Origin of the sequence: Rhodophyticola sp., assembly GCF_965284195.1 — a bacterium.
Lineage (GTDB): Bacteria > Pseudomonadota > Alphaproteobacteria > Rhodobacterales > Rhodobacteraceae > Rhodophyticola.
Genome location: NZ_CBDIRM010000001.1, coordinates 3,270,480 through 3,292,578, shown reverse-complemented (window position 1 = coordinate 3,292,578; position 22,099 = coordinate 3,270,480). Strand labels below are relative to the sequence as shown.

Genomic DNA, 22,099 nt, shown 5'->3' with positions numbered 1-22,099 from the left:
GCCCAGGTGGCGGAATTGGTAGACGCGCTAGCTTCAGGTGCTAGTGTCCGTATGGACGTGGAGGTTCGAGTCCTCTCCTGGGCACCACCCCTTTTTCTGACCAGGGGTCGAGAAAAGGGGCAGATGTGACGATCCATACCTATCAGAACGATTTGCCGGACGGGCTCGATCTTGGGCCGGTGGTCGCGATCGATTGCGAAACCATGGGTCTGAATCCGCATCGCGACCGGTTGTGTCTGGTTCAGCTCTCGGGCGGGGACGGCAATGCGCATCTGGTGCAGATCGCCAACGGACAGACGGAGGCGCCCAATCTCGCCGCCCTGCTGACAGATCCCGATGTGCTGAAGCTGTTTCATTTCGGGCGCTTCGACATCGCCGCGATGATGAATGCCTTCGGAGCTTTGGCCGCGCCGGTCTACTGCACCAAGATCGCGTCGAAACTCGTGCGGACCTATACCGACCGGCATGGGCTGAAGTACCTTTGCCAGGAACTTCTGGGCATCGACATCTCCAAGCATCAGCAAAGCTCGGACTGGGGTGCGGAGGTGCTCAGCGAGGCGCAGAAAACCTATGCTGCATCCGACGTGTTGTATCTTCACCGGCTTCGGGAAGAGCTTGACCGGCGACTGGCGCGCGAAGGGCGGAGCGATCTTGCACAAGCATCGTTCGACTTCCTGCCGGCACGGGCCCGGCTTGATCTGGCGGGCTGGCCGGAGATCGACATCTTCGCGCATTAGCCGCGCCGATGGCCGTAACCAACCGATATTCACAGATCGTGGCCTGGGTGAAGGTCATCTTGCCGCTTCTGGCTCTTGGCCTTCTGTCGACGCTGTTTCTGTTCTCCAACTCCCCCGACCCCGACCGCGCAATTCCATTCGCCGAGGTTGATGTAGAAGAACTTGCCCGCGAACAGCGGCTGGGCAACCCGCGCTTTGCCGGCACGCTGGAAGATGGGCGGGAGGTTCTGTTCATCGCCGAAAGCGCGGCGCCGGTGCCCGACGCGCCGGATCGGATTTCCGCGCAACAGGTCGAAACCCGCGTCGCCATATCGGAAACCGACTATCTTCTTCTGAACAGCGCCGCATCGGAAGTGGATCTGAGCAATCGGACCGCCGATCTGCAAAACGATGTCCGTCTGACCAGTTCGACGGGCTACCGGCTTGAAAGCGACCGTATCGTGGTCTCCTTCGAGGTTCTGAGCGTCGTTTCGCCCGGTCCGGTCCGGGTCGACGGCCCCTCCATGACGCTGAGCGCGGATCGGATGGTTCTGTCCGAAGAAACCGGTGTGCAGGTTCTGAGTTTCAACGGACGGGTCAGGATGCTATATGAGCCGGAGAGTTGAGGTTTCTTGATGCGCGCATTTCTTACGGCTTTTCTGGCCCTGCAATTTTCGGCCCTTGCTGCCTTTGCCCAGGTCAATATCGGCTTCGGCGATGTGGCGCATGATGCAACACAGTCGATCGAGGTTACCGCCGACGCCCTGACATTGAATCAGGAAACCGGCAATGCCGTCTTTACCGGCAACGTCATCATCGTTCAGGGCGACCTGCGCATCGCGGCGGGCGAGGTCACCGTTTTCTACAACACCGAAGATGGTGGCACACAGGATGTCAGCCGGGTCGAGGCGACCGGAGGCGTTCTCGTCACGCGGGGGGTAGATGCCGCCGAGGGGCAATCCGCAGCCTATGAAGTCGCCTCCTCCCTCATGACCCTGTCGGGCGGCGTGCTGGTCACGCAAGGGGCCACGGCAATCTCAGGCGACCGGATGGTCGTGAACATGGCCACCGGCGACGGCACGGTCGAAGGGCGCGTTCGCACCATCTTGCAGCAGGGAACGGAGTGATGGCGGCCCGTCCCAACCTGACCGTCACCGAAGGCCAGCAGGGCCTGCATATCAGCCGGCTGCGCAAGAGCTATCGCCGCCGGCCGGTGATCCGCGATGTCACCATGTCGCTGAACCAGGGGGAGGTTGTGGCGCTGCTGGGCCCGAACGGATCGGGCAAGACCACATGTTTCTACTCGATCGCCGGGCTGATCACGCCGGATGGCGGAACGGTCACGCTGGATGGGCGCGATGTCACGCAGCTTCCCATGTATCGCCGCGCCAAGGCCGGGATCGGATACTTGCCTCAGGAAATGTCGATTTTCCGCGGCCTGTCCGTCGAAGACAACATCATGGCGATCCTGGAGGTCGCGGAGCCGAACCGCACGACCCGTCTGGATCGTCTGGAAGAACTGCTTTCGGAATTCTCTGTCGGGCACCTGCGCCGGGCGCCCGCGCTGTCGCTTTCCGGCGGCGAACGCAGACGGGTGGAGATTGCCCGCTGTCTGGCCTCGAACCCACGATACGTGCTTCTGGATGAACCTTTTGCCGGGGTCGACCCGATTGCGGTAAGCGAGATCCGGGCGCTGGTTTCCGACCTCAAGACCCGCGGGCTGGGCGTGCTGATCACCGATCACAACGTGCGGGAAACCCTGCAGATCGTGGATCGCGCCTATATCCTGCATGACGGTACGATTCTGATGAACGGCACGGCGGATGAAGTCGTCCGGGACGAGAATGTCCGCCGGGTCTATCTGGGGCAGAGCTTCCGCATCAGCTAGGCAGCCGACCGCTCGGCAATTGCCCGCGCAGGGGCTGAACGCGATGCGCGTGCCACGATATGCCGCCCCTTTCAGCGTCGTCTTGCGATTGACAGAGCCCGGCAAAGTGTCGCCAAATGGCATCGATGTTCGCAATTGCCGATCCCCGATTTGTGCCACGCCCGGGCCAGACAAGCCCTGATGGCGCACAGCGGATCGGCGCATCTGCATCCAGACATCATAAACACTTGGTTAGGGCCACACGGCTAAGGTTGTGAAAGGCTCTATTGGGCTATTTCGGAGGATACATGCGGTACCAAATCAGCGGAAAACAGATCGATATCGGTGACGCACTTCAGACCCATGTGAAGGAGTGCCTTGGCTCGGCCGTATCCAAATATGCCGAACGCCCCACCGATGCCAATGTGATCTTTTCGCGGAGCGGCCATGAATATGTGTGCGAAACCACGGTTCACCTGTCGACCGGACTGACGGCTTCTGCGAAGGCCTCCGCACATGAAATCTATGCCGCGTTCGATTCGTGCTGCGACAAGATGGAGAAGCAGCTGCGCCGTTACAAACGCCGTCTGAAGGACCATCACAAAGAGCGATCACAACCCGTTGAACTTTTCGGCGCGTCGTCCTATATCCTCGCCGCATCGGAAGACAACGATACCGCCGAACCCGAAACCCTCCAGCCCATCATCGTGGCCGAGATGGAAACGAAAATCCCCTCCCTGTCCGTGGGTGAGGCGGTGATGCAGATGGAAATCGCCGGGGCGCCGCTTCTGGTCTTCCGGAACGAGGGGCATGACGGGGTGAATGTTGTGTACCGCCGGGACGATGGAAATGTCGGGTGGATCGACCCCCGTCCGGAAAAGTAACCGAACACGCGCACCGGGACAGGCGCGAGGATAGGATCAGACATGGATTTGCCGACACTGCTCAAACCGCAGGGCGTTAAGGTTGTTTCGGATGTCACGAGTAAAAAACGCCTGATGCAGACCATCGCCGATGTGGCGCAAAACCTTGTCGGGCTTCCGGCGAGCAGCATTTTCGACGCGCTGCAGGATCGCGAGAGCCTGGGTCCGACCGGGGTCGGCCACGGCGTGGCCCTGCCTCACGCGCGGCTTGGCGATCTCACGAATGTCAGCGGGGCCTTCCTCAAGCTCGACAAGCCGATCGATTTCGAATCGGTCGACCGGCAGCCGGTCGACCTGATTTTTGCGCTGTTCGCTCCCGCTGATAGCGGTGTCGACCATCTCAAGGCACTGGCACTTGTGTCGCGGACCCTTCGCAACCCCACGCTCTGCGCAAAACTGCGCGCTAATTCTGACCCGGCGACCTTGCATACGCTGATCACCGGCGGCGCGGCGTCGCAGGCGGCCTAAAGCAGGTCCCAGCGCGGAAATCCGAAATTCAGATAGTCGCGGCGATAAACCTCCATCGCCGCGTCTTCGACCGAGCCGTCATAGATGCTTTTCAGCGGAAAGGGCTCGTCGCGCAAAGGCGCATCGAAACCGGCGTCCCCATGGCCAAGTTTCGCGGCCAGCGCGGGCAGCTCCCGCGCCATCTCTTCCTCCCGGATCAGCAGATCGGGCAGGGTGACGTTCGCCATGCCCTGAAGGATGGCCGTTTGGGTGGCCCAGGCCGGATCGACCTTCAGACCGGTCTGGCCGGCCAGATTGCCTTTCAGAAAGGCAAGAAAGGCGAGGAACGCGGCCTTGTGCTCCTCCGCTCCATATCCGTCCACAAGCCCTTTCGCGGGGATGGGAAGACCGTACATCTTGCGCAGCACCCGCCGCGCCTCCGCATATGCAGGGCGGTCGTTTGGCAGAATGTAGCGGGTGAACACATCATAGGCGCGGGCAACCGGATGCCGTAGAACCGTGAAGCTGCGATGGCCCTCGTGCCGGCGCATCCATTGGCGAAGCTCCTTTTGGTTCATCCCGCTCGGCACATCGCGCGCGGCGAGCCCGTCAAGCCCGGCCATCCAGGTCACGACCGGCGCCACCACCGATCCCTTGATGGGCATGAACAGCAGCCCGGTCTCCGGCAGGGCGAAAAACCCCGGCACGCCGGGATGCCGTCTCGGCTCGAAATTGGGGGTCCGGGTCAAATCGAACCGGTCAAGCGCCGCGACGGCCGCCGCCATTTCCTCGAAATTCTCGACCTTCTGGCTCAGATCGCTCGGGTTTTGCTTTTTCAGTTTGCTGTTGGTCGCCGAAATCTCATGGGAAGACCCCAGATATCGCGCCATCCCGTTGATCACATCCAGATCGTTGATGTCTTCATAGGAGATGTAGAAGGCGGTTTGCCCCGTTCGTTGCAGGCCGTTTTGCAGTGCAATCTGGAACTCCTGAAGCTTCTCAAGCAGAACCTCGAACTCTTCGGTGTCGAATGTGATCTTGTCGGACTCGCGACGGTGCTTCATGTCCGTCAACCGCCATTGACCCGTCGCCGCCGCGATCTTGCGCGATACATAGCTTTCCAGCGGATTGCGGGTCAGGATGATCTTGGCGACTTTCGGGTCGGGCAACACCCGCTCCAGCACCCGGGCGTCATGATCGTGAAAGAATCGGAACCCCGGCAATCCTTCGGTATTCTCAAGCAGCGCGTCGAAAAGTCGGACCGGGTCCCTTTCGCGCGCCTTCATGTCGATGCCGAACATCTCGAAGGTCTTGTGATGGCCCATGAAGGACGGGTTGAACACCTCGCCCAGGCAGGCCAGGTCGGGGAACTCGTTCAACGTCGCCTCAAGATAGTTCGACCCGGTCCGCATCTCGGCAAACATCACGAAGGCGTCAAATTGGCGGGGCATCTACTTCTTTACCAGATAGGGGCGGTTATCACCGGGTTTCGTTTGCAATCCCTGGGTCGTGGCCGGAAAATCTCCGATCACGAAGGGTTGCATGCCCTGGTTCTTGAGGTTTTGCAGAAACTGCCCGAACCCGTCCAGATTGGCCATGCGCGGTGCCTCGGTCAGGCGCGGCGCCGAAGGCCCGTCCATCGCATCCAGAATGCTTTGCAGGTTCTCCATCGGCTCCTCCACGAACTCGGCAAGCGACCAGATCCGCACATCGGCCCGGGTCTTGACGCTGCGCAGGATGTTCAGGAACTCCACCTCCCGCTTCTGCATCATTGCGGCCTCTTTGCGGATCTCGCCGAAATCTCGATTCGAAAGAAACAGCGGCACAGCCCAGGCCCCGGTGATGACCGAGATCTGCGCGTTGCTGTCTGAGGACAGGAACCAGCCGATTTTCTGGTTGTCGCGCGGGCTGAACTGGAACACCTGGCGTTCGCCCCGCGTGTTCCAGATGAGGCTCGTCAGGAAATGCTGCGGATTGTAATCGCGCAGTTTCGCAGCCGACGACAAACAGCCGGCATAGACATCCGTATCTCCGGCGAAACGGGCCCGGACTGGATCGAAGAGGTTGCCATGGACCCGCGCTCCGAGACGGCGGGACAGCCACGGCTCGAAATCCTCGAACAGGTCGTTGAAGCCCTGAAACACGGAGTACCGCGCGCAGGTCTTGCCGTTTTCCCAGTCGAGATTGGGGAACCGGCTGTGCATGTAAAGGCCCGCACGGCCCCGCGTCCGGCGTTCCAACGCCTTTGCGAACACCCGGTCGATCTTGCCCGGTGCGGGCTCCGCCATCTGGGATCCGGGCTGATCGGCGCGCAGGAATGTCTCGTAAAGACGGCTTGCACGCGGCCACGCCTTGCGCGCCACGAAGCAATCCGAGCGGCGCAGAAGATGCAGATGGTCATCGTAGAACACATGCGGCTTGCCCTGAAAATCGAACTTCGACAGGGTCAGCGACCGGCTCTCCATCTGTCTGGAATAGACCCGCGCAAGCGTCTGATAATAGCTCTCGTCTGGAATCCAGACCAGTTTGAAGAAAGCGTCATGGGCCTTGCGCGCCGGGTCCTGCAGGATCGCCGACAATGTCTGCCGCGTCAGGCACCACCATTGAGAGCCCAGATGCGGCACCAACCCTTCGGGCATTTCGCGTTTCAGGCCAAGGGTCCGTTGCAGCTCGACATAGCGATCGAACAGGAAGCGATGTCGCTTCCACGAGAAGCGGAACCGGAAGAGGAATCGTTCTGAATTCAAGCCGCCCACGGTCCATTCCACATCCTGCGTGGTCACGCTTTCGATAAAATCCGTATGCGGCCGGGCGGCAAGATACTCTTTCAGTTCCTCAACCGGCCTCAGCGGCAGGCAGGAGCCGCTGGCCAGATAGACATGGCGGACCTTCGGGAACTCCGCCAGCATCACCTCGGACGCGGTCTGCGACGCGGCAACCAGCGACCAGGTGCCCCATTCGCATTTGTGCCGCTTGGAAAACCGGATATTCGGCAGGTCCGACAGCGTGGATTGCAGCCAGGCATTGGCCCTGGCGCTGACCCGCTTGTCCACATGTATGACAACCGGGCATTCGCGTTCGGCCCAGTGCCTGGCCACCTCCGCCGCCCGGTCCAGCGCGGTGTGGCAAAGCATGACGAACCCGACACTGCTCATGCCCAGTTTCCCTTGGACATGAGGCCCAGGATCTCAAGCTGCCGCCAGTTGATGTAGCGCTCGGACCACTTGCACCAGAAATTCGGATCTTCGTTCAGGCCCGCATGATAGGCCTTGTATTCATGGCTGTTGGCATAGTGCTGCCGACGTTCAAGCTCCTCCTCCGCCTTCGACGTGAAGGTGTCGAGAAACTTGGCATGCATCAGGACGCCGGAGGTCTTTTCCCCGCCCCATTCGTCGTAAACGAGGTTCAGCCCCCGCGGCAGAAGCATGTGGGTGGAGCTGGCAAAGGCGTAGGACCGGTTCCATTTGACCAGCGGGATCTTGTTCAACGCGGGCGCCCGCTCGGGCCGGTCGGGAAAGAAAAGGCGGGCGCGCGGGCCGCCCTGGATCCACAGGTTTCCGAACTGCCAGTTCCGCTTGATCTGATAATTGCCCGCATCGAACCAGCAGGCGATCTCGAACGGGTTCTGACCGTCATGATAGGGTTGGGCGGTGATCGACCCTTTCGGGTACATGTCAAGCAGCATGGTCCCGAAGGACTTGATGGAAGAGGCATCCAGCCAATCGGTCAGCGCCGGGATCGGGCGGCTGTCGCAGAACGGATAGACCAGGAACTCGTCGGGATCGACCACAAGGCTCCAATGGCCATGGGCGTATTTCATCAAAAGCCAGTTCAGCCAGTCCATCCCGAAGCGGGACCGCTTGTAGCTGGCGGATGTCGTCCAGACGGAACAATCGGACTGCGCGGCCAGAAACTCGCGCGTCCCGTCGGTGCTGTCATTGTCGACAAAGAAGAAATGCGAGATGCCGCGGTCGCGATAGTACTCAAGGAAGTACTTCAGGCGCAGTTTCTCGTTGCGAAGGGTCACAAAACACAGGACGTCGTCCGGGCGGATCAGGTCGGTGCGGTCGGCGACCGGCAGAAGCTGCCAGCGTTTGCGCATGGCGCGGATGCGGAATTTCCGTCGCCTCAGGCGCAATCCATAGCGCTGAATCGCCTTCATGACCTGCCTTCTTGCCTGTCCTGCCAAAGTGCAGCCAAGGCCGCTTCGACGGTTCCAAAATGTGCCTGCCAGTCGGGAAGCCGGGCTTTTGAAGGGTCAGGCACTGGCAAACTATCCACAATTCGTTGCTTTATCGTTGCGGACCAAGAGTACGCATCCCGGGGGTCAAGGTAAATGACGCTGTCGCCCAGAACCTCGCGCAGAACCGGAAGGTCCGAGCAGAACGGAACGCAGCCCTCTCGAAGCGCCTCGGCCGGAGGCAGGCCGAACCCCTCCGCAAGGCTGGGGAATAGCAGCCCGCTGGCCGCCGCCATCAGGCTTCTCACCTGCGTATCGGGCAGGGCTCCATGCTCGAAGATACAGGTCCCGTTCAGAGAGTGATCGTCAAGGCGCGCAAGAAGATCCTCGCTCCGCCAGCCCCGGTTTCCGACCAGATGCAGATGCGGGACCCGGTTTGCAGGCAGGGTTTCGGCCAGATCGTCCCAGACATCCAGCAAAAGCGCGTGGTTCTTGCGGGGCTCGATGGTCCCCAAAGCCAGAAAGGATGGATGGCCGGGATCAAAACCCGGCGGCAGTGGCCCGAACGCCACCGGATCCGACAACCCCAGATGGGCAACCGCAATATCCGGCAGTCCGCCCCAGCCCGCGGCATGAGATGTCAGGCGCGCGCGGGTATCATGGGAGTTTGCAATGATCAGATCCGCCTGCATGCAGACGCGCTTCATCATGGCCGCAAAACCCTGCGTCTGGCCCGGGACAACGAAATCGGGATAATCCAGCGGGATTACATCATGAACCAGCACCGCCATCCGCATGTCCGGCTGGGCGGATACGGCGGCAAGCATTCGAAGCGACAGGTTGCTGTGCCCCACATTCAGATAGACCGTCTGATCGCGAAACTGTGCCCTCAGCATCGTCGAAATCCGCCCGGCAAGGCAGCGCGCCGTTGCATGGGGGCGCAACATGGCCTCGGCCCGGTGCCGGGGATTGCGGGCCTTGCCGTAAGCGCGCGACAACCGGTCCGCCCGGCCAAGGGGCAGGCGGCCATCGAGGATATCGGAAAGACAGGATCCGCCGTCGCGGCCAAGAAGCAGGTAGCCCCGGGTTGTCCGGCAAATGTACCGGGTATCCGGATGATGACGAAGACATCGGTTCAGATAGGCATATTCGACACGATCCACACCGGTCAGCGCACCACGACCGACCCGGCTGAGCAGGCGCGTCACATCCAGACAGATCGGGTATTCGGCACGGCCCACGGGCAAGGCCCCTTTCATCTGGGGCAGGCGCTCACTGTGCCGCGTTTTGCGTGGCCATCATTTCGTCCAGGTATTGCGAGAATTCGTCGCGCAACTCCTCCCGCGCCAGGCCGAACGCGACGGTCGCCTGAAGAAAACCGGCCTTGGAACCGCAATCGAACCGCTGCCCCCGGAACCGGAAGCCATAGACATTGCCGGACACTTCGATCTCCTGCGCGATCGCATCGGTCAACTGAACCTCGCCGCCTGCGCCGGTTTTGATCCTGTGCAGGTTGTTCATGATGTTCGGCGTCAGGATGTACCGTCCGATGACCGCAAGGTTCGACGGCTGCTTGCCCATGGGGGGTTTCTCGACCATCCCCTTGACCGACACGACCGAGCCCATGTCCTCCTTGATGTCGAGAATGCCGTAGGCCGAAGCCTTGTCCGAGGGCACCTCCATCGCGGCGACCATATTGCCCCCGGTCTCGGCATGCGCCTCGACCATCTGCTGCAGGCAGGGCGTTTCGGCAGCGATGACATCATCGGGCAGGATCACGGCAAAGGGCTCATCCGCCAGAAGCCGCCGTGCGCACCAAACGGCATGGCCAAGGCCAAGGGGCCGGTGCTGACGCAGATAGGCGATGGCGCCACTGTCCATATTGGTGGTCTTCAAGGCCTGAAGCAGATCCTCCTTGCCCTTCTTGCGAAGGGCGGTTTCCAGTTCTGGCGAATGGTCGAAGTAATCCTCCAGCGCGCTCTTGCCGCGCGACGTGACGAAGATGAACTCCTTGATCCCCGCGGCACGCGCCTCGTCGATCGCGTATTGGATCAGCGGCCGGTCGACCAGCGTCATGATTTCCTTGGGAATGGATTTCGTGGCGGGCAAGAACCGGGTTCCCAGCCCCGCCACCGGAAAGATCGCCTTGGTCACACGTTTTTTCATAAACTCACCATTCAGCCCCATGGCTCGCACGCAGCCACGCCTTAACCGACATAGTCAGGTCGTTGGCGAAGGGCCAGCTTTTGCTGGAATCATGGCGCTGCGAAGTCCGCAAAAGTTGATATCTGTGGCTTCCTTATCAAAAATCAGCCGCGATGGGGACGGCATCGCTCCGTCTCGGCGCGAACCCGTCCGCGAAAGCCCCAGGCCTGGGCAAAGGCTTGCCCACGATCCGAACGGCCGAAAAGGCCCCCGGCCTGAACCCAGACCCCGGTTTCCGAAAACGCGACGCGATGGGCCCGCAAACTCGGCGCAAACAGAAAAACCGTGACCGTCCCGCCTTTACCGGCTTTCTGCGCCGCCTCCGCCAGAAGGCGCCGTGCCTGGAACCAGCGACCGGCCATGTAGACCGCCTGCGGCGCCGGCTCCTCCCGCAATGTCAGAAATGTGCCGTCACCAACAGTCGGGATCAGCGTCTGCCCGGGCTGACGCGTCATGCCCGCGGCGATCCCGTCCTCAAGGTCTTTCCGCAAGCGCCCTACATCCCCGGGTTCCAGATCTCCGCGCAGCAGAAACCGGTCAAGACGGTCCCTTTGCTGCTTTCGAAACGCGTTCAGTCTCGGCACAACCCGATCGGCCTGCCCGTGTTTGCGCAGATAAACCGCCATGCTGGCCCCGATCTGCGCCAACGATCTGGGGGCCCGGTTGCGGTGGCGCCGGCTTGAGGGCGCAAAGCCGTGATGAACCAGTGCTCCGGGCACGGCGGCACTCCTGAGGCCGGCCCGGTGCAGCCGCATGGCCAGATCGGTGTCGTCGAGATAGAAGGCGAAGGCCTCGTCGAAACCGCCGATCTGCTCGATCGCCTCCCGGCGCAGCGCGAAATTCGTGCCTTGCAGCTTCAGTGCGTAGCCTTCCGGCAAATCCGGGCAGACCGGCCCGGCGCCCGGCAGATCAAGCGCCATCTCCTCCGCCAAGCCGTTCACGGCCCGGCTGCCCCATTGCAGGGAAATCCCGTTGCGCCCGATCACATGGCCGCCAGCCGCCATTACGTCTGGGTCCTCGAAGGCCGCGATCAGGCGCGTCAGCCAACTCGGCTCCGGCACCGCGTCATCGTCGACAAAGGCGAGGATCTCTCCCCCAGCCATGGCGATACCCAGATTGCGCGCCGCCGAGATATTCTGCCGCGTCTCAAGCCTGGTCTTGATCCGCCCGGCAAAGCTCAGATCCGCGATGCGGTCCAGCCCGTTCCGGTCGGCAACGACGATCAGTTCGACCGGGCGATACGCCAGCTGATGGATACCCAGCAGGCACCGTCTCAGCAGGGCCGGGCGGCCTTGGCTGACAACGATCACGCTGACCGGAAGCGCCGCCATCAGGGCATGTTCATCTGGGCCAGCATCGCCTCGATCCGGGGAACATCCTCGGGATTGTTGAGTTCCCAGAACTGGCGCCCGCGCGCGGCGACCTCCACACACAGAACCGGGTGGCCGTGTTCCAGAAACCGCAACTGCTCCAACCCCTCCATCTGCTCAAGCCGCCCTGCGGCAAGGCCGGGATAGGCTGACAGTGCCTCCGGCCGATACGCATAGACACCGACATGGTGAAACACGGGCGTCTCCGCGTCTTCCGGGTAGGTCCCAGCGGTGAAGGGGATCACCTCCTTTGAGAAGAAAAGGGCCCGATGCGCCGCATCGAATACCGCCGTCGTGCCACCGACGCGACCGGCGAGCCGGTCCGCCTTGAGCGCATTCAGCGTTTCGCCGTCGCAACGCAGGACCGGCGTGGCGACCGCCGCATCGGGCGCGGCGCGCAATCCGGCGATCAGATCCTCCAGAAACCAGGCGGGCGTCAACGGCGCATCGCCCTGCAGGTTCACCACAATTTCCACGCACCCGTCGATCAGGCCCAACGCCTCCGCGCAGCGTTCGGTGCCATTGGCGCAGGTCTCCGAGGTCATCAGGACGCGGCCACCGAACCGCTCTGCCGCTTCGGCGATCCGTTCATCGTCGGTGGCGACGTAGACCGCATCGAACCCGTCCACCGCCATCGCCGCGCGCCAGCTTCGTTCGATCAGGCTTTGCGCGTCTCCGGTCGCACCGCGCAGCACCGCCAGCGGTTTGCCCGGATAGCGGCTCGACGCGTAGCGCGCCGGGATGATGCAAACGACACTCATGAGGATTTCAGGGCGACACCGGGCGCATAGGCTATGAAAAACGGGTTCTCGTAGCCGGGCTTGCCATAGACAAACGGCGTGTGATCGTCAAAGCGGACCATCTTGCCGCCCGCGCCGCGCAGGACGGCATCGCCCGCCGCCGTGTCCCACTCCATGGTCCGGCCAAGTCTCGGATAAAGATCCGCCTCCGCCGTGGCCAGAAGACAGAATTTGAGCGAGGAGCCCGCGCTTTTCATATCCGCAACGTTGTATTTGGCGATATAGGCATCGGTTGCGCTATCCCGATGCGATTTCGATGCAACGACCCTCAGCGCGCGCACATCCGGCACCGAAACGCCGATTTCCGTGACTTCGCCGGACATATCCGGGTTGAAATCGCCGGTTTCTTCGACGCTGCGCCCGTTCGCCTGCGTGTAGAACAACCGGCCCTTCGCAGGTGCATAGACCACGCCGCGTACCGGTGCGCCATCGCGCACAAGGGCGATATTGACGGTGAAATCCCCGCGGCGCTGGATGAATTCCTTGGTCCCGTCCAACGGATCGACGATGATGAAATCGCGGGCGGTTCGCTCGTGGCTGGTCGCCTGCTCTTCGGTGACGAGGGTCATGTCAGGGAATTCGGCGCGCAATCCCGCCGAGATCAGGGCATCGGCCGCTTCATCGGCCTCCGTGACCGGGCTGTCATCGGATTTGACCTTGACGTCAAAATCATCGGCCTCGTAAATCTCCATGATCCGCGCGCCAGCCTCAAGCGCGAGCTTGCGAAAAACGCGTTCGATTTTCTCGAAATCCACTCAGGATACTCCTTGCGGTCTAGATTGATCGTTAATCTCTTTGGCGGTATCGTCATGTAAAGGGCTAAGGGCAAAGCTTCCCTGCATCAAGACAGGGTCCGGCCCCACGGGGCACATTCGGCAGGTAGGACCATCCCATATGTTCGAGGCGAGAAGACAAAGATCCACCTGGGGGCTGATGTTCGGCCTGGCGGAAGTCACGTTCTTCGCAGCCGCGCGAAAGGTGCGTCAAAGCCACCGCAATGCGCTTCTGGCGATCGGGATGAACATTCTCCAGTCGATCATGTTCATCGCCGCCTTCTATCTGATGTTCAACCTTCTCGGGACCCGCACGGTCGCCATCCGCGGCAATTTCATGCTGTATCTGATGACCGGGATATTCCTGTACCTTGTGCATATCAAATCCCTTACCGCCGTTGTCGGCTCCGAAGGCCCGGCCAGCCCGATGATGATGCACGCGCGGATGAACACGATCGTCGCCATCGTCTCGTCGGCACTGTCGGTGCTTTACCAGCAGACGATTTCGCTGTTCGTGCTTCTCTTCATCATACATGTCGCGATCGCCCCAGTCGAAATACAGGACTGGAACATGGCGTTTTTCATGTTCCTGTTGGCCTGGTTCACCGGCTGTGTCGCCGGGGTGATCCTTCTTGCGCTGAAACCATGGTTTCCCGATCTGGTCTCGATCATCCAGCTTGTCTATGTGCGCGCCAACATGATCGCCTCGGGGAAGATGTTCGTGGCCAACATGCTGCCAAGCGCGATGGTTGCGCTGTTTGACTGGAATCCGCTGTTTCACATCATCGATCAGATGCGCGGGTTCGTCTTCATCAACTACAATCCGCACTACACCAACTGGCAATATCCGATCTACTTCGCGCTCATCCTGTTGTTGCTGGGCCTGATGGGCGAGTTCTACAGCCGGAAAAACGTGTCTTCGAGCTGGAACGCGGGCAGATGAGGGGCCTTCTGGCGGCATTATACCTGCTCTGGGCCGGTATGGTGCATGCAGAGGATTACCCGGCACTTTACGATGTTCGCGGCGTTGCGGCAGATGACGTTCTGAATGTACGCGCGGGGCCCGGTGTCGGCCATCCGGTCATCGGCGCATTGCTGCCCGGAGCAAGCGGAATAGAGGTGGTCAGCGCCAGCGCCGACGGCCGCTGGCTCATGTTGAACGCGGACGAGACGGCAGGCTGGGCCTCGGCCTTCTACCTGCAGCGGACCGGGCCGATCTGGTCATTCGGCCTGCCGACGCCTCTCGCATGTTTCGGCACCGAGCCGTTCTGGTCGCTGGAACGGACCGGTGCGCAGGCCATGTTCAGCGATATGGGCTTCGAGCGGATCACGCTGTCCGAGGTGTGGAGCGGTCAGGCGAGCGCCCGGGGAACGGACCAGTTCGGCGCGGTCTGGGAGGGGGCGGGCCGTCGCATCACGGCGACCTTGCGCCGCGAGGCCTGCAGCGATGGCATGTCCGAGCGGATGTTCGGCCTTTCGACGCTTGTGATCATCCAGACTCCCGATGGCGTTCAGATGCTGTCGGGCTGCTGCGCGCTGGCGCCCTAGCTTACCACGCGCAAGGTCAGGTTGATCCGCCCGTCCTTGGGCAACAGGGCCGATGAGCCCGGCCTTGTCCGGTCAACCCCGTGATAGATAAGTCGTGCGTCGCCCGCCAGGACCGCCACATCGCCCGATTTCAGCCAGACCGACTCCGTTGTGCCACCCCGGCTGAGCCCGCCCACCCGGAACAGCGCGTCGTCTCCCAGCGAGATCGAGACGACGGGCATGGAGAAATCCGCCTCGTCCCTGTCCTGATGAAGGCCCATGCGCGCGCCCTCGGCATAGAAGTTCACGAGACAGCATTCGGGATCGCGGTCAACGCCGCTCACTTGCGTCCAGACACGCAGGATACTTGACGGTATCGCGGGCCAGGGCACGCCAGATGGATGGCGATCGACATAGCGGTATCCGCTTTTGTCGGAAAACCACCCGAACTGCCCCGCGGCAGTCATCCGCACCGACATCTGTTTGCCGTAAGGCGTCTGTGGGCGGAAAAGCGGCGCGGCACGCAGGACCCCGCGAATGTCGTCGACCATCGCCGCCTGTTCCGCAGGGTCAAGGAATCCGGTGTGTATGAGCACCCCGCGCAAGTTCAGATCAGGCACCAACCCACCCCTCCGCAGATCGCTTTTGCCACGGGCGGGCGCGGTCCGCCTTTACCGATGACCGAACCGCCACAGTCCCGCAAAATACAAACGCTTTGCAAACCAAGCTCCAAATCGATCTTTGACTCCGCTTGCAGCCCCAAAATCCCCTTCTTATATATCCAACGAAACCGGCTAGGGTGTACCCCTGGTTTTTCATATGGCGGATTGGGGGCCGATACCGGACCCGACCCCGCCTGGATCGCCTGAGAAAGGGACTCGAAACATGGCCAAAGTGATTGGTATTGACCTCGGTACGACAAACTCCTGCGTCGCCATTATGGACGGCTCGCAACCCCGCGTGATCGAAAACTCCGAAGGCGCGCGCACCACACCTTCGATTGTCGGCTTCACCGATGACGAGCGTCTGGTGGGGCAGGCCGCCAAACGGCAGGCCGTCACCAACCCCGACAACACGATCTTTGCCGTCAAGCGCCTGATCGGCCGTCGGGTCGACGATGCAGAGGTCGAAAAAGACAAGGCCCTGGTGCCCTACTCGATCGTCGATGGCGGCAATGGCGACGCCTGGGTCGAGGTGAATGGGGAGAAATACTCCCCCTCTCAGATTTCGGCCCTGATCCTCGGGAAGATGAAAGAGACCGCCGAGAGCTACCTCGGCGAGGAGGTGACACAGGCGGTCATCACGGTCCCCGCCTATTTCAACGACGCCCAGCGCCAGGCGACGAAGGATGCCGGCAAGATCGCCGGGCTCGAAGTTCTGCGCATCATCAACGAGCCCACGGCAGCGGCACTGGCCTATGGTCTGGACAAGAAAGAGACCAAGACGATCGCCGTTTACGACCTTGGCGGCGGTACCTTCGACATCACCATTCTGGAAATCGACGACGGTCTCTTCGAGGTGAAGTCGACCAATGGCGACACCTTCCTGGGCGGTGAAGACTTCGACATGCGCATCGTCAACTATCTGGCGGGCGAGTTCAAAAAGGAAAACGGCGTCGATCTGACCAAGGACAAGATGGCCCTGCAGCGGCTCAAGGAAGCCGCGGAGAAGGCCAAGATCGAATTGTCCTCCTCCTCTCAGACGGAGATCAACCAGCCGTTCATCTCGATGGACCCCAAGGGCGGGCAGCCGCTGCACATGGTCATGAAGCTGACCCGCGCCAAGCTGGAAAGCCTCGTGAACGACCTGATCAAACAGTCGCTGAAGCCCTGTCAGGCCGCCCTGAAAGATGCCGGTCTGTCGAAAGGCGACATCGACGAGGTGGTTCTGGTCGGCGGTATGACCCGGATGCCCAAAGTCATCGAGGAGGTTACCAACTTCTTCGGCAAGGAGCCGAACAAGGGCGTGAACCCCGATGAAGTGGTCGCCATGGGTGCCGCCATTCAGGCCGGCGTTCTGCAGGGCGATGTGAAGGATGTGGTCCTGCTGGATGTCACGCCGCTATCTCTCGGCATCGAAACGCTTGGCGGTGTCTTCACCCGCCTGATCGACCGCAACACCACGATCCCGACGAAGAAGTCCCAGATCTTCTCCACCGCCGAGGACAATCAGAACGCGGTCACCATCCGCGTGTTCCAGGGTGAGCGGGAAATGGCGACGGACAACAAGATGCTCGGCCAGTTCAATCTGGAGAACATCCCGCCCGCACCCCGCGGTCTGCCCCAGATCGAGGTGACCTTCGACATCGACGCCAACGGCATCGTGTCCGTTTCGGCCAAGGACAAGGGCACCGGCAAGGAGCAGACGATCACGATCCAGGCCTCGGGCGGCCTCACGGACGAGGACATCGAGAAGATGGTCCGCGACGCCGAAGAGAATGCCGAAGCCGACAAGCAGCGCAAGGAATTGGTCGAAGCCAAGAACCAGGCCGAAAGCCTGATCCACTCGACCCAGAAATCGCTGGAAGAGCATGCCGACAAAGTCGATCCCACCACGGTGGAAGCTATCGAGCTTGCCATCAAGGCGCTGGAAGAGCAGATGGAGAGCGAAGACGCCGGCAAGATCAAGGGCGGCATCCAGAATGTCACCGAAGCGGCCATGAAACTGGGCGAAGCGATCTACAAGGCCCAGCAGGAAGAGGCCGGCGAAGAAGCGCCTGACGGCGTGGACGAGCCGGGCGGCGTGGACGAGGATATCGTCGACGCCGATTTCGAAGACCTGGACGACCGCAAGAGCTCGTAACCGCGTCCCCTAACCCCGCACGACCGGCCATAGGGAACCTTGGCCGGTCGGCGCGTTTCATGAGGGTGGATCAACCATGTCAAAGCGCGATTACTACGATGTTCTGGGTATCAAACGCGGTGCGTCCGAGGCCGAGATCAAGAAGGCCTATCGCCAGAAGGCGAAAGAACTGCACCCCGATCGCAACTCCGACAATCCCGATGCCGAAGCCCAGTTCAAGGAAGCGAACGAGGCCTATGACGTCCTGAAGGATGCCGACAAGAAGGCGGCATATGACCGGTTTGGTCATGCGGCGTTCGATGGCGGCATGGCCGGCGGGCCGCGTGCGGGCGGCTTTGGCGGCGGGGGCGCCGGACAGGGCGATTTTGCGAGCGCCTTCTCGGATGTCTTCGAAGATCTGTTCGGCGATTTCATGGGCGGCCAGCGCGGCACCGGCGGCGGCCGGCGCGCTGCGCGCGGATCGGATCTTCGCTACAACCTCAGGATCAGTCTCGAAGATGCCTATTCGGGTCTTCAGAAGGCGATCACCGTTCCCACATCGGTTGCATGTTCCAACTGCAACGGCACCGGCGCGGAAGGCGGCGCGGAGCCCGTCACCTGCCCGACCTGTTCCGGCATGGGCAAGGTGCGCGCGCAGCAAGGCTTCTTCACGGTGGAGCGGACCTGCCCTACCTGCTCCGGCATCGGCCAGATCGTCAAGAATCCGTGCAATGTCTGCGGCGGCGCTGGTCGTGAGCAGAAGGAAAAGGCACTTTCCGTCAACATCCCCGCAGGTGTGGAAACCGGCACGCGGATCCGTCTCTCCGGCGAGGGGGAGGCCGGGCTGCGCGGCGGACCGGCGGGCGACCTGTACATCTTCATCGAGGTTGCGGATCACGCGCTTTTCCAGCGCGACGGGCTGGATCTTTTCTGTCGTGTTCCCGTCTCGATGGTCACCGCCGCCCTGGGCGGCGAGATCGAAGTGCCGACAATCGATGGTGGCCGATCCAGGGTGAAAGTGCCCGAAGGATCGCAGTCGGGTCGTCAGATGCGGCTGCGCGGCAAGGGCATGCCGGCCTTGCGGGGAACCGCGACGGGCGAGATGTATATCGAACTGGCGGTCGAAACGCCGGTGAAGCTGACCGCGCGGCAAAAGGAGTTGCTGCGCGAATTCGAAGAGTCCTGCGCCAAGTCGAACAATCCCAACGCCAGCGGGTTTTTCGACAAGGTCAAGAACTTCTGGGACGGGATGAAAAGCTGATCCGTCAGGGCTTGCGGGCTTTCAGAAACTGCATGACTTCGCCGATTGACGGCATCGCATCCGCAGCACCGGGCCGCGTGACCTGCAGCGCTGCGGCTGCGCTTGCCCGTTCAATCGCCAGGTCGCGAGAGGCACCTGCATCCAGCCCGGCCACGAGATATCCGGCAAAACAGTCTCCCGCGCCGGTCGTATCGACGACCTCCGAAACCCGGAAAGCCGGTTGAACGATCCGGCCATGTGCAAAGGTCCAGACCGCGCCATCGGCACCCATTGTCACGACCGTTTCGACATCGCCGAGGGCCGAAATCTCCCGGTTCAGAGCCTTTTCGAGGGCAGCGGCCTCTCCCTCGTTCAGCAAGAGCAGATCGATCAGGGGCAGCATTTCCCGAACGGCGTCCACATCGAACGGGGCGGCTGAATAGACCACGCGCAGCCCGTTGCGCCGCGCCACACGCGCCGCATGGCCGCTGACATTGATCTCGTTCTGGAGGATCAGCGTGTCGCCCGGCCCGAACCCCGCAAGCCCGGCCTCAACCTGCGCGTCGCTCAGCAGGTGATTGGCGCCGGGAAAAAGAACGATCGCGTTCTCGCCGGACGGATCGACTGTAATGATCGCATGACCGGACGGATCTTCGCCAATCTCGATACCGGACACATCGACGCCGGCGGCGGCCATCTGATCCAACGCGAAGCACGCTTCTGGACCAACGCGGCCCAGATGCCGGGTGGTCGCACCCGCCTTCGCCGCGGCGATGGATTGATTGGCGCCCTTGCCGCCCAGACCCTTGGCATAGGCATCGGCCGCCAATGTCTCCCCTGGGCGCACAAGATGCGGGACGCGATAGACATGGTCGATATTGACCGAGCCGACGCAAATCACCGTCATGGCTCAGCGCCCGATCTCGCAGGCCGCCATCACAGCCATGTTCAGAATGTCGTTGGCGGTGGATACGGTCGAGCAGATCTGCACAGGCCGGTCGAGCCCGGTCAGAATCGGGCCGATCACGGTCGCGCCCGCCATTTCCTGCATCAGCTTGACCGAGATCGACGCGGAATGCCGCGCCGGCACCACCAGAACATTTGCCGGACCGGACAGCTTGCAGAACGGATACTGCGCCATCACATCGGGGTTGAGCGCGACATCGATGGCCATCTCGCCATCATACTCGAAATCCACCCCTTTTCTGTCCAGAACCCTTGGCGCCTGATGCATCTTCTCGGCGCGTTCGGACACCGGGTATCCGAAGGTCGAAAAGCTGACGAACGCAACCCTCGGCTCCAGCCCCAGATGGCGCGCGACATGTGCGCCGCGTTCCGCGATCAGGGCGAGGTCTTCTGCCTCGGGCCATTCATGGACAAGGGTATCGGCCACCAGCACGATCCGCCCTTTATGGATCATCGCCGTCACCCCCACGGCCCCATCGGCCGCGGTTGTGTCGAAGACATGGCCCAGAAGACCCAGAACATGCGCCGATTTCCGGGTCGCCCCCGTCACCAGCCCGTCGCCATGGCCATGGGCCAGCATCAGCGCGGAAAAGACATGCCTGTCGCGGGCGGCCAGCCGGTGGATATCGTGGTGATCAAAGCCCTTCCGCTGCAATCTCTGGTAGAGGAACGACTTGTAGCTCTCCAGATGAGACGTGTTTGCGGCATTCACCACCTCCAGCTCCCCCACCGCATCGGCAAGCCCTGCGGCGTCAAGCTTTTCCTTCACATCCGCCTCGCGCCCGACGATCAGCGCCTTGCCCATACCGTTTCGCTGGTAAGCCACTGCCGCACGCAGCACCCGGACATCGTCCCCTTCGGCGAAAATCATCCGGGCCTGCGCGTTGCGGGCGCGCACGTTGATCCCTTGCAGGATCGAAGAGGTCGGATCCATCCGGGCGCGCAGCGTGGTGACATAGGCATCCAGATCGATGATCGGACGGCGCGCAACGCCGGTATCCATGCCCGCGCGCGCCACCGCCGGAGGAACCACATAGATCAGGCGCGGATCGAAGGGCGTGGGAATGATGTAGTCGCGCCCGAAGGTGAGCTTGCGGCCATAGGCCATCGCAACCTCGTCCGGTACGTCTTCGCGCGCCAGCTTCGCAAGGGCTTCGGCACAGGCGATTTTCATCTCGTCGTTTATGGCGCGCGCATGAATATCCAGCGCGCCGCGGAACAGATAGGGAAAGCCCAGAACGTTGTTCACCTGATTTGGGTAGTCTGACCGCCCGGTCGCCACGATTGCGTCCGAGCGTACCTCGCGGGCCTGCTCGGGCGTGATTTCGGGGTCGGGATTCGCCATCGCGAAGATCACCGGGTTGTCGCCCATGCTCCTGACCATCTCCGGCGTCACGGCCCCTTTGACCGACACGCCGAGGAAGACATCCGCGCCCGACATCGCCTCTTCCAGCGTCCGCAGATCGGTCTTTACTGCATGGGCCGATTTCCATTGGTTCATGCCATCGGTGCGGCCCTGATAGATCACGCCCTTGGTGTCGCAGATAATGCAGTTGTCGTGACGCGCGCCCATGGCCTTCAGCAGTTCGATACACGCGATCCCGGCAGCGCCCGCACCGTTCAAGACGATCCTGCACTCCTCGATCTTCTTGTTCGAAAGATGCAGCGCGTTGATCAGCCCCGCGGCACAGATCACCGCCGTCCCATGCTGGTCGTCATGGAAGACGGGGATGTCCATCTCTTCCTTCAGGCGCTGTTCGATCATGAAACATTCAGGCGCCTTGATATCTTCCAGATTGATGCCGCCGAATGTGGGACCCATCAGCCGAACGGCATTCACGAACTCGTCCACATCCTCCGTATCCAGCTCGATATCGATCGAATTCACGTCGGCGAACCGCTTGAAGAGCACGGACTTGCCCTCCATCACGGGTTTGGACGCAAGCGCACCCAGATTGCCCAGACCAAGAACCGCGGTCCCGTTGGAGATGACGGCGACCATGTTGCCCTTCGTGGTGTAATCATAGGCCAGCTCGGGATTTGCGGCGATCTCCTCGCAGGGCACCGCCACGCCGGGCGAATAGGCGAGACTGAGATCCCGCTGCGTTGCCATCGGGGTGGAGGCCTGAATGTCGATCTTGCCGGGCCGGGGCTCCAGATGATAGGCCAGCGCCTCTTCACGGGTGATCCTGCTATTGTTCGGCATTATTTCGGGGCCCTTTTTTGCGACGCTTCCCGTCTTAGCCCTGATATGCGCACCTCACAACATGTGGCATTTCCGGGTTTCGCCCGGACGGGGCGGTT

21 protein-coding genes and 1 tRNA gene are annotated in these 22,099 nt (G+C 61.7%); 11 read left to right on the top strand and 11 right to left on the bottom strand.

All coding sequences use genetic code 11. The annotated features are described in order from the left end of the window. The 7 genes from ACQ651_RS16500 (at position 1) to ACQ651_RS16470 (ending at position 3,974) form a co-directional block, all read left to right on the top strand. A tRNA-Leu gene (locus tag ACQ651_RS16500) sits at positions 1–87 on the top strand. Between the two features lie 38 nt (positions 88–125). Then, the gene (locus ACQ651_RS16495) at positions 126–737 is read left to right on the top strand and encodes a ribonuclease D (RefSeq protein WP_227286504.1); all 612 of its coding nucleotides are present in this window, start codon (positions 126–128) and stop codon (positions 735–737) included. Positions 738–745: 8 nt separating this feature from the next. Next, positions 746–1,342, top strand: coding sequence for a hypothetical protein (locus ACQ651_RS16490; protein ID WP_227286505.1), 597 nt, complete (start codon positions 746–748; stop codon positions 1,340–1,342). A gap of 9 nt (positions 1,343–1,351) precedes the next feature. After that, the gene (locus ACQ651_RS16485) at positions 1,352–1,843 is read left to right on the top strand and encodes an LptA/OstA family protein (RefSeq protein WP_430449875.1); all 492 of its coding nucleotides are present in this window, start codon (positions 1,352–1,354) and stop codon (positions 1,841–1,843) included. Further along, positions 1,843–2,604, top strand: a complete 762-nt coding sequence (gene lptB / locus ACQ651_RS16480) for an LPS export ABC transporter ATP-binding protein (protein ID WP_227286507.1) — start codon at positions 1,843–1,845, stop codon at positions 2,602–2,604. The genes ACQ651_RS16485 and lptB overlap by 1 nt, the downstream gene beginning before the upstream one ends. Before the next feature lie 287 nt (positions 2,605–2,891). Next, positions 2,892–3,467, top strand: coding sequence for a ribosome hibernation-promoting factor, HPF/YfiA family (gene hpf, locus ACQ651_RS16475; RefSeq protein ID WP_227286508.1), 576 nt, complete (start codon positions 2,892–2,894; stop codon positions 3,465–3,467). A 42-nt stretch (positions 3,468–3,509) separates the two neighbouring features. Then, positions 3,510–3,974 (top strand): PTS sugar transporter subunit IIA, encoded by a 465-nt coding sequence (locus tag ACQ651_RS16470; protein WP_227286509.1) that lies wholly within the window; start codon positions 3,510–3,512, stop codon positions 3,972–3,974. Here the strand turns inward: ACQ651_RS16470 and ACQ651_RS16465 are convergent. The 8 genes from ACQ651_RS16465 to cysQ form a co-directional block, all read right to left on the bottom strand. Further along, the gene (locus ACQ651_RS16465; RefSeq protein WP_430449874.1) at positions 3,971–5,404 is read right to left on the bottom strand and encodes a nodulation protein NodH; all 1,434 of its coding nucleotides are present in this window, start codon (positions 5,402–5,404) and stop codon (positions 3,971–3,973) included. The two genes, ACQ651_RS16470 and ACQ651_RS16465, sit on opposite strands and share 4 nt — an antisense overlap. Continuing rightward, complete coding sequence (locus ACQ651_RS16460) at positions 5,405–7,108, bottom strand: beta-1,6-N-acetylglucosaminyltransferase (protein ID WP_430449873.1); 1,704 nt, start codon at positions 7,106–7,108, stop codon at positions 5,405–5,407. Beyond that, positions 7,105–8,115, bottom strand: a complete 1,011-nt coding sequence (locus ACQ651_RS16455) for a glycosyltransferase family 2 protein (protein ID WP_227286512.1) — start codon at positions 8,113–8,115, stop codon at positions 7,105–7,107. The genes ACQ651_RS16460 and ACQ651_RS16455 overlap by 4 nt, the downstream gene beginning before the upstream one ends. Beyond that, positions 8,112–9,374, bottom strand: coding sequence for a glycosyltransferase family 4 protein (locus tag ACQ651_RS16450; protein ID WP_430449872.1), 1,263 nt, complete (start codon positions 9,372–9,374; stop codon positions 8,112–8,114). Before ACQ651_RS16450 ends, ACQ651_RS16455 begins: the two co-directional genes overlap by 4 nt. A 31-nt stretch (positions 9,375–9,405) precedes the next feature. Further along, complete coding sequence (gene galU / locus ACQ651_RS16445) at positions 9,406–10,299, bottom strand: UTP--glucose-1-phosphate uridylyltransferase GalU (RefSeq protein WP_227286514.1); 894 nt, start codon at positions 10,297–10,299, stop codon at positions 9,406–9,408. Positions 10,300–10,442: 143 nt separating this feature from the next. Then, positions 10,443–11,669 (bottom strand): glycosyltransferase family 2 protein, encoded by a 1,227-nt coding sequence (locus tag ACQ651_RS16440; protein ID WP_430449871.1) that lies wholly within the window; start codon positions 11,667–11,669, stop codon positions 10,443–10,445. After that, positions 11,669–12,469 carry a 3-deoxy-manno-octulosonate cytidylyltransferase gene (locus tag ACQ651_RS16435; RefSeq protein WP_375551130.1) on the bottom strand — a complete coding sequence of 267 codons (801 nt, stop codon included), beginning with the start codon at positions 12,467–12,469 and terminating at the stop codon, positions 11,669–11,671. The genes ACQ651_RS16440 and ACQ651_RS16435 overlap by 1 nt, the downstream gene beginning before the upstream one ends. Continuing rightward, positions 12,466–13,263: a 3'(2'),5'-bisphosphate nucleotidase CysQ gene (cysQ, locus tag ACQ651_RS16430; protein WP_227286517.1), complete on the bottom strand. Its 798-nt coding sequence runs from the start codon at positions 13,261–13,263 to the stop codon at positions 12,466–12,468. Before cysQ ends, ACQ651_RS16435 begins: the two co-directional genes overlap by 4 nt. A 139-nt stretch (positions 13,264–13,402) precedes the next feature. Between cysQ and ACQ651_RS16425 the strand changes: the two genes are divergently transcribed. After that, on the top strand, positions 13,403–14,224 hold the full coding sequence (locus tag ACQ651_RS16425) for an ABC transporter permease (RefSeq protein WP_430449870.1): 822 nt from the start codon (positions 13,403–13,405) through the stop codon (positions 14,222–14,224). Next, on the top strand, positions 14,221–14,829 hold the full coding sequence (locus tag ACQ651_RS16420) for a peptide-binding protein (protein ID WP_430449869.1): 609 nt from the start codon (positions 14,221–14,223) through the stop codon (positions 14,827–14,829). The genes ACQ651_RS16425 and ACQ651_RS16420 overlap by 4 nt, the downstream gene beginning before the upstream one ends. Here the strand turns inward: ACQ651_RS16420 and ACQ651_RS16415 are convergent. Next, positions 14,826–15,428 carry an alpha-ketoglutarate-dependent dioxygenase AlkB family protein gene (locus tag ACQ651_RS16415; RefSeq protein WP_430449868.1) on the bottom strand — a complete coding sequence of 201 codons (603 nt, stop codon included), beginning with the start codon at positions 15,426–15,428 and terminating at the stop codon, positions 14,826–14,828. The two genes, ACQ651_RS16420 and ACQ651_RS16415, sit on opposite strands and share 4 nt — an antisense overlap. A 265-nt stretch (positions 15,429–15,693) precedes the next feature. Here ACQ651_RS16415 and dnaK point away from each other — a divergent pair, with 265 nt between their 5' ends. Together dnaK and dnaJ are read left to right on the top strand one after the other, a co-directional pair. After that, positions 15,694–17,610: a molecular chaperone DnaK gene (gene dnaK, locus ACQ651_RS16410; protein WP_227286521.1), complete on the top strand. Its 1,917-nt coding sequence runs from the start codon at positions 15,694–15,696 to the stop codon at positions 17,608–17,610. Between the two features lie 76 nt (positions 17,611–17,686). Then, complete coding sequence (gene dnaJ, locus ACQ651_RS16405) at positions 17,687–18,850, top strand: molecular chaperone DnaJ (RefSeq protein WP_430449867.1); 1,164 nt, start codon at positions 17,687–17,689, stop codon at positions 18,848–18,850. 4 nt (positions 18,851–18,854) lie between these two features. On the opposite strand, the gene ACQ651_RS16400 is transcribed toward dnaJ, so the two are convergent. Further along, positions 18,855–19,736 (bottom strand): ribokinase, encoded by an 882-nt coding sequence (locus tag ACQ651_RS16400; protein ID WP_430449866.1) that lies wholly within the window; start codon positions 19,734–19,736, stop codon positions 18,855–18,857. A 3-nt stretch (positions 19,737–19,739) separates the two neighbouring features. Then, positions 19,740–22,001: an NADP-dependent malic enzyme gene (locus ACQ651_RS16395; protein ID WP_430449865.1), complete on the bottom strand. Its 2,262-nt coding sequence runs from the start codon at positions 21,999–22,001 to the stop codon at positions 19,740–19,742. Positions 22,002–22,099: the final 98 nt, after the last annotated feature.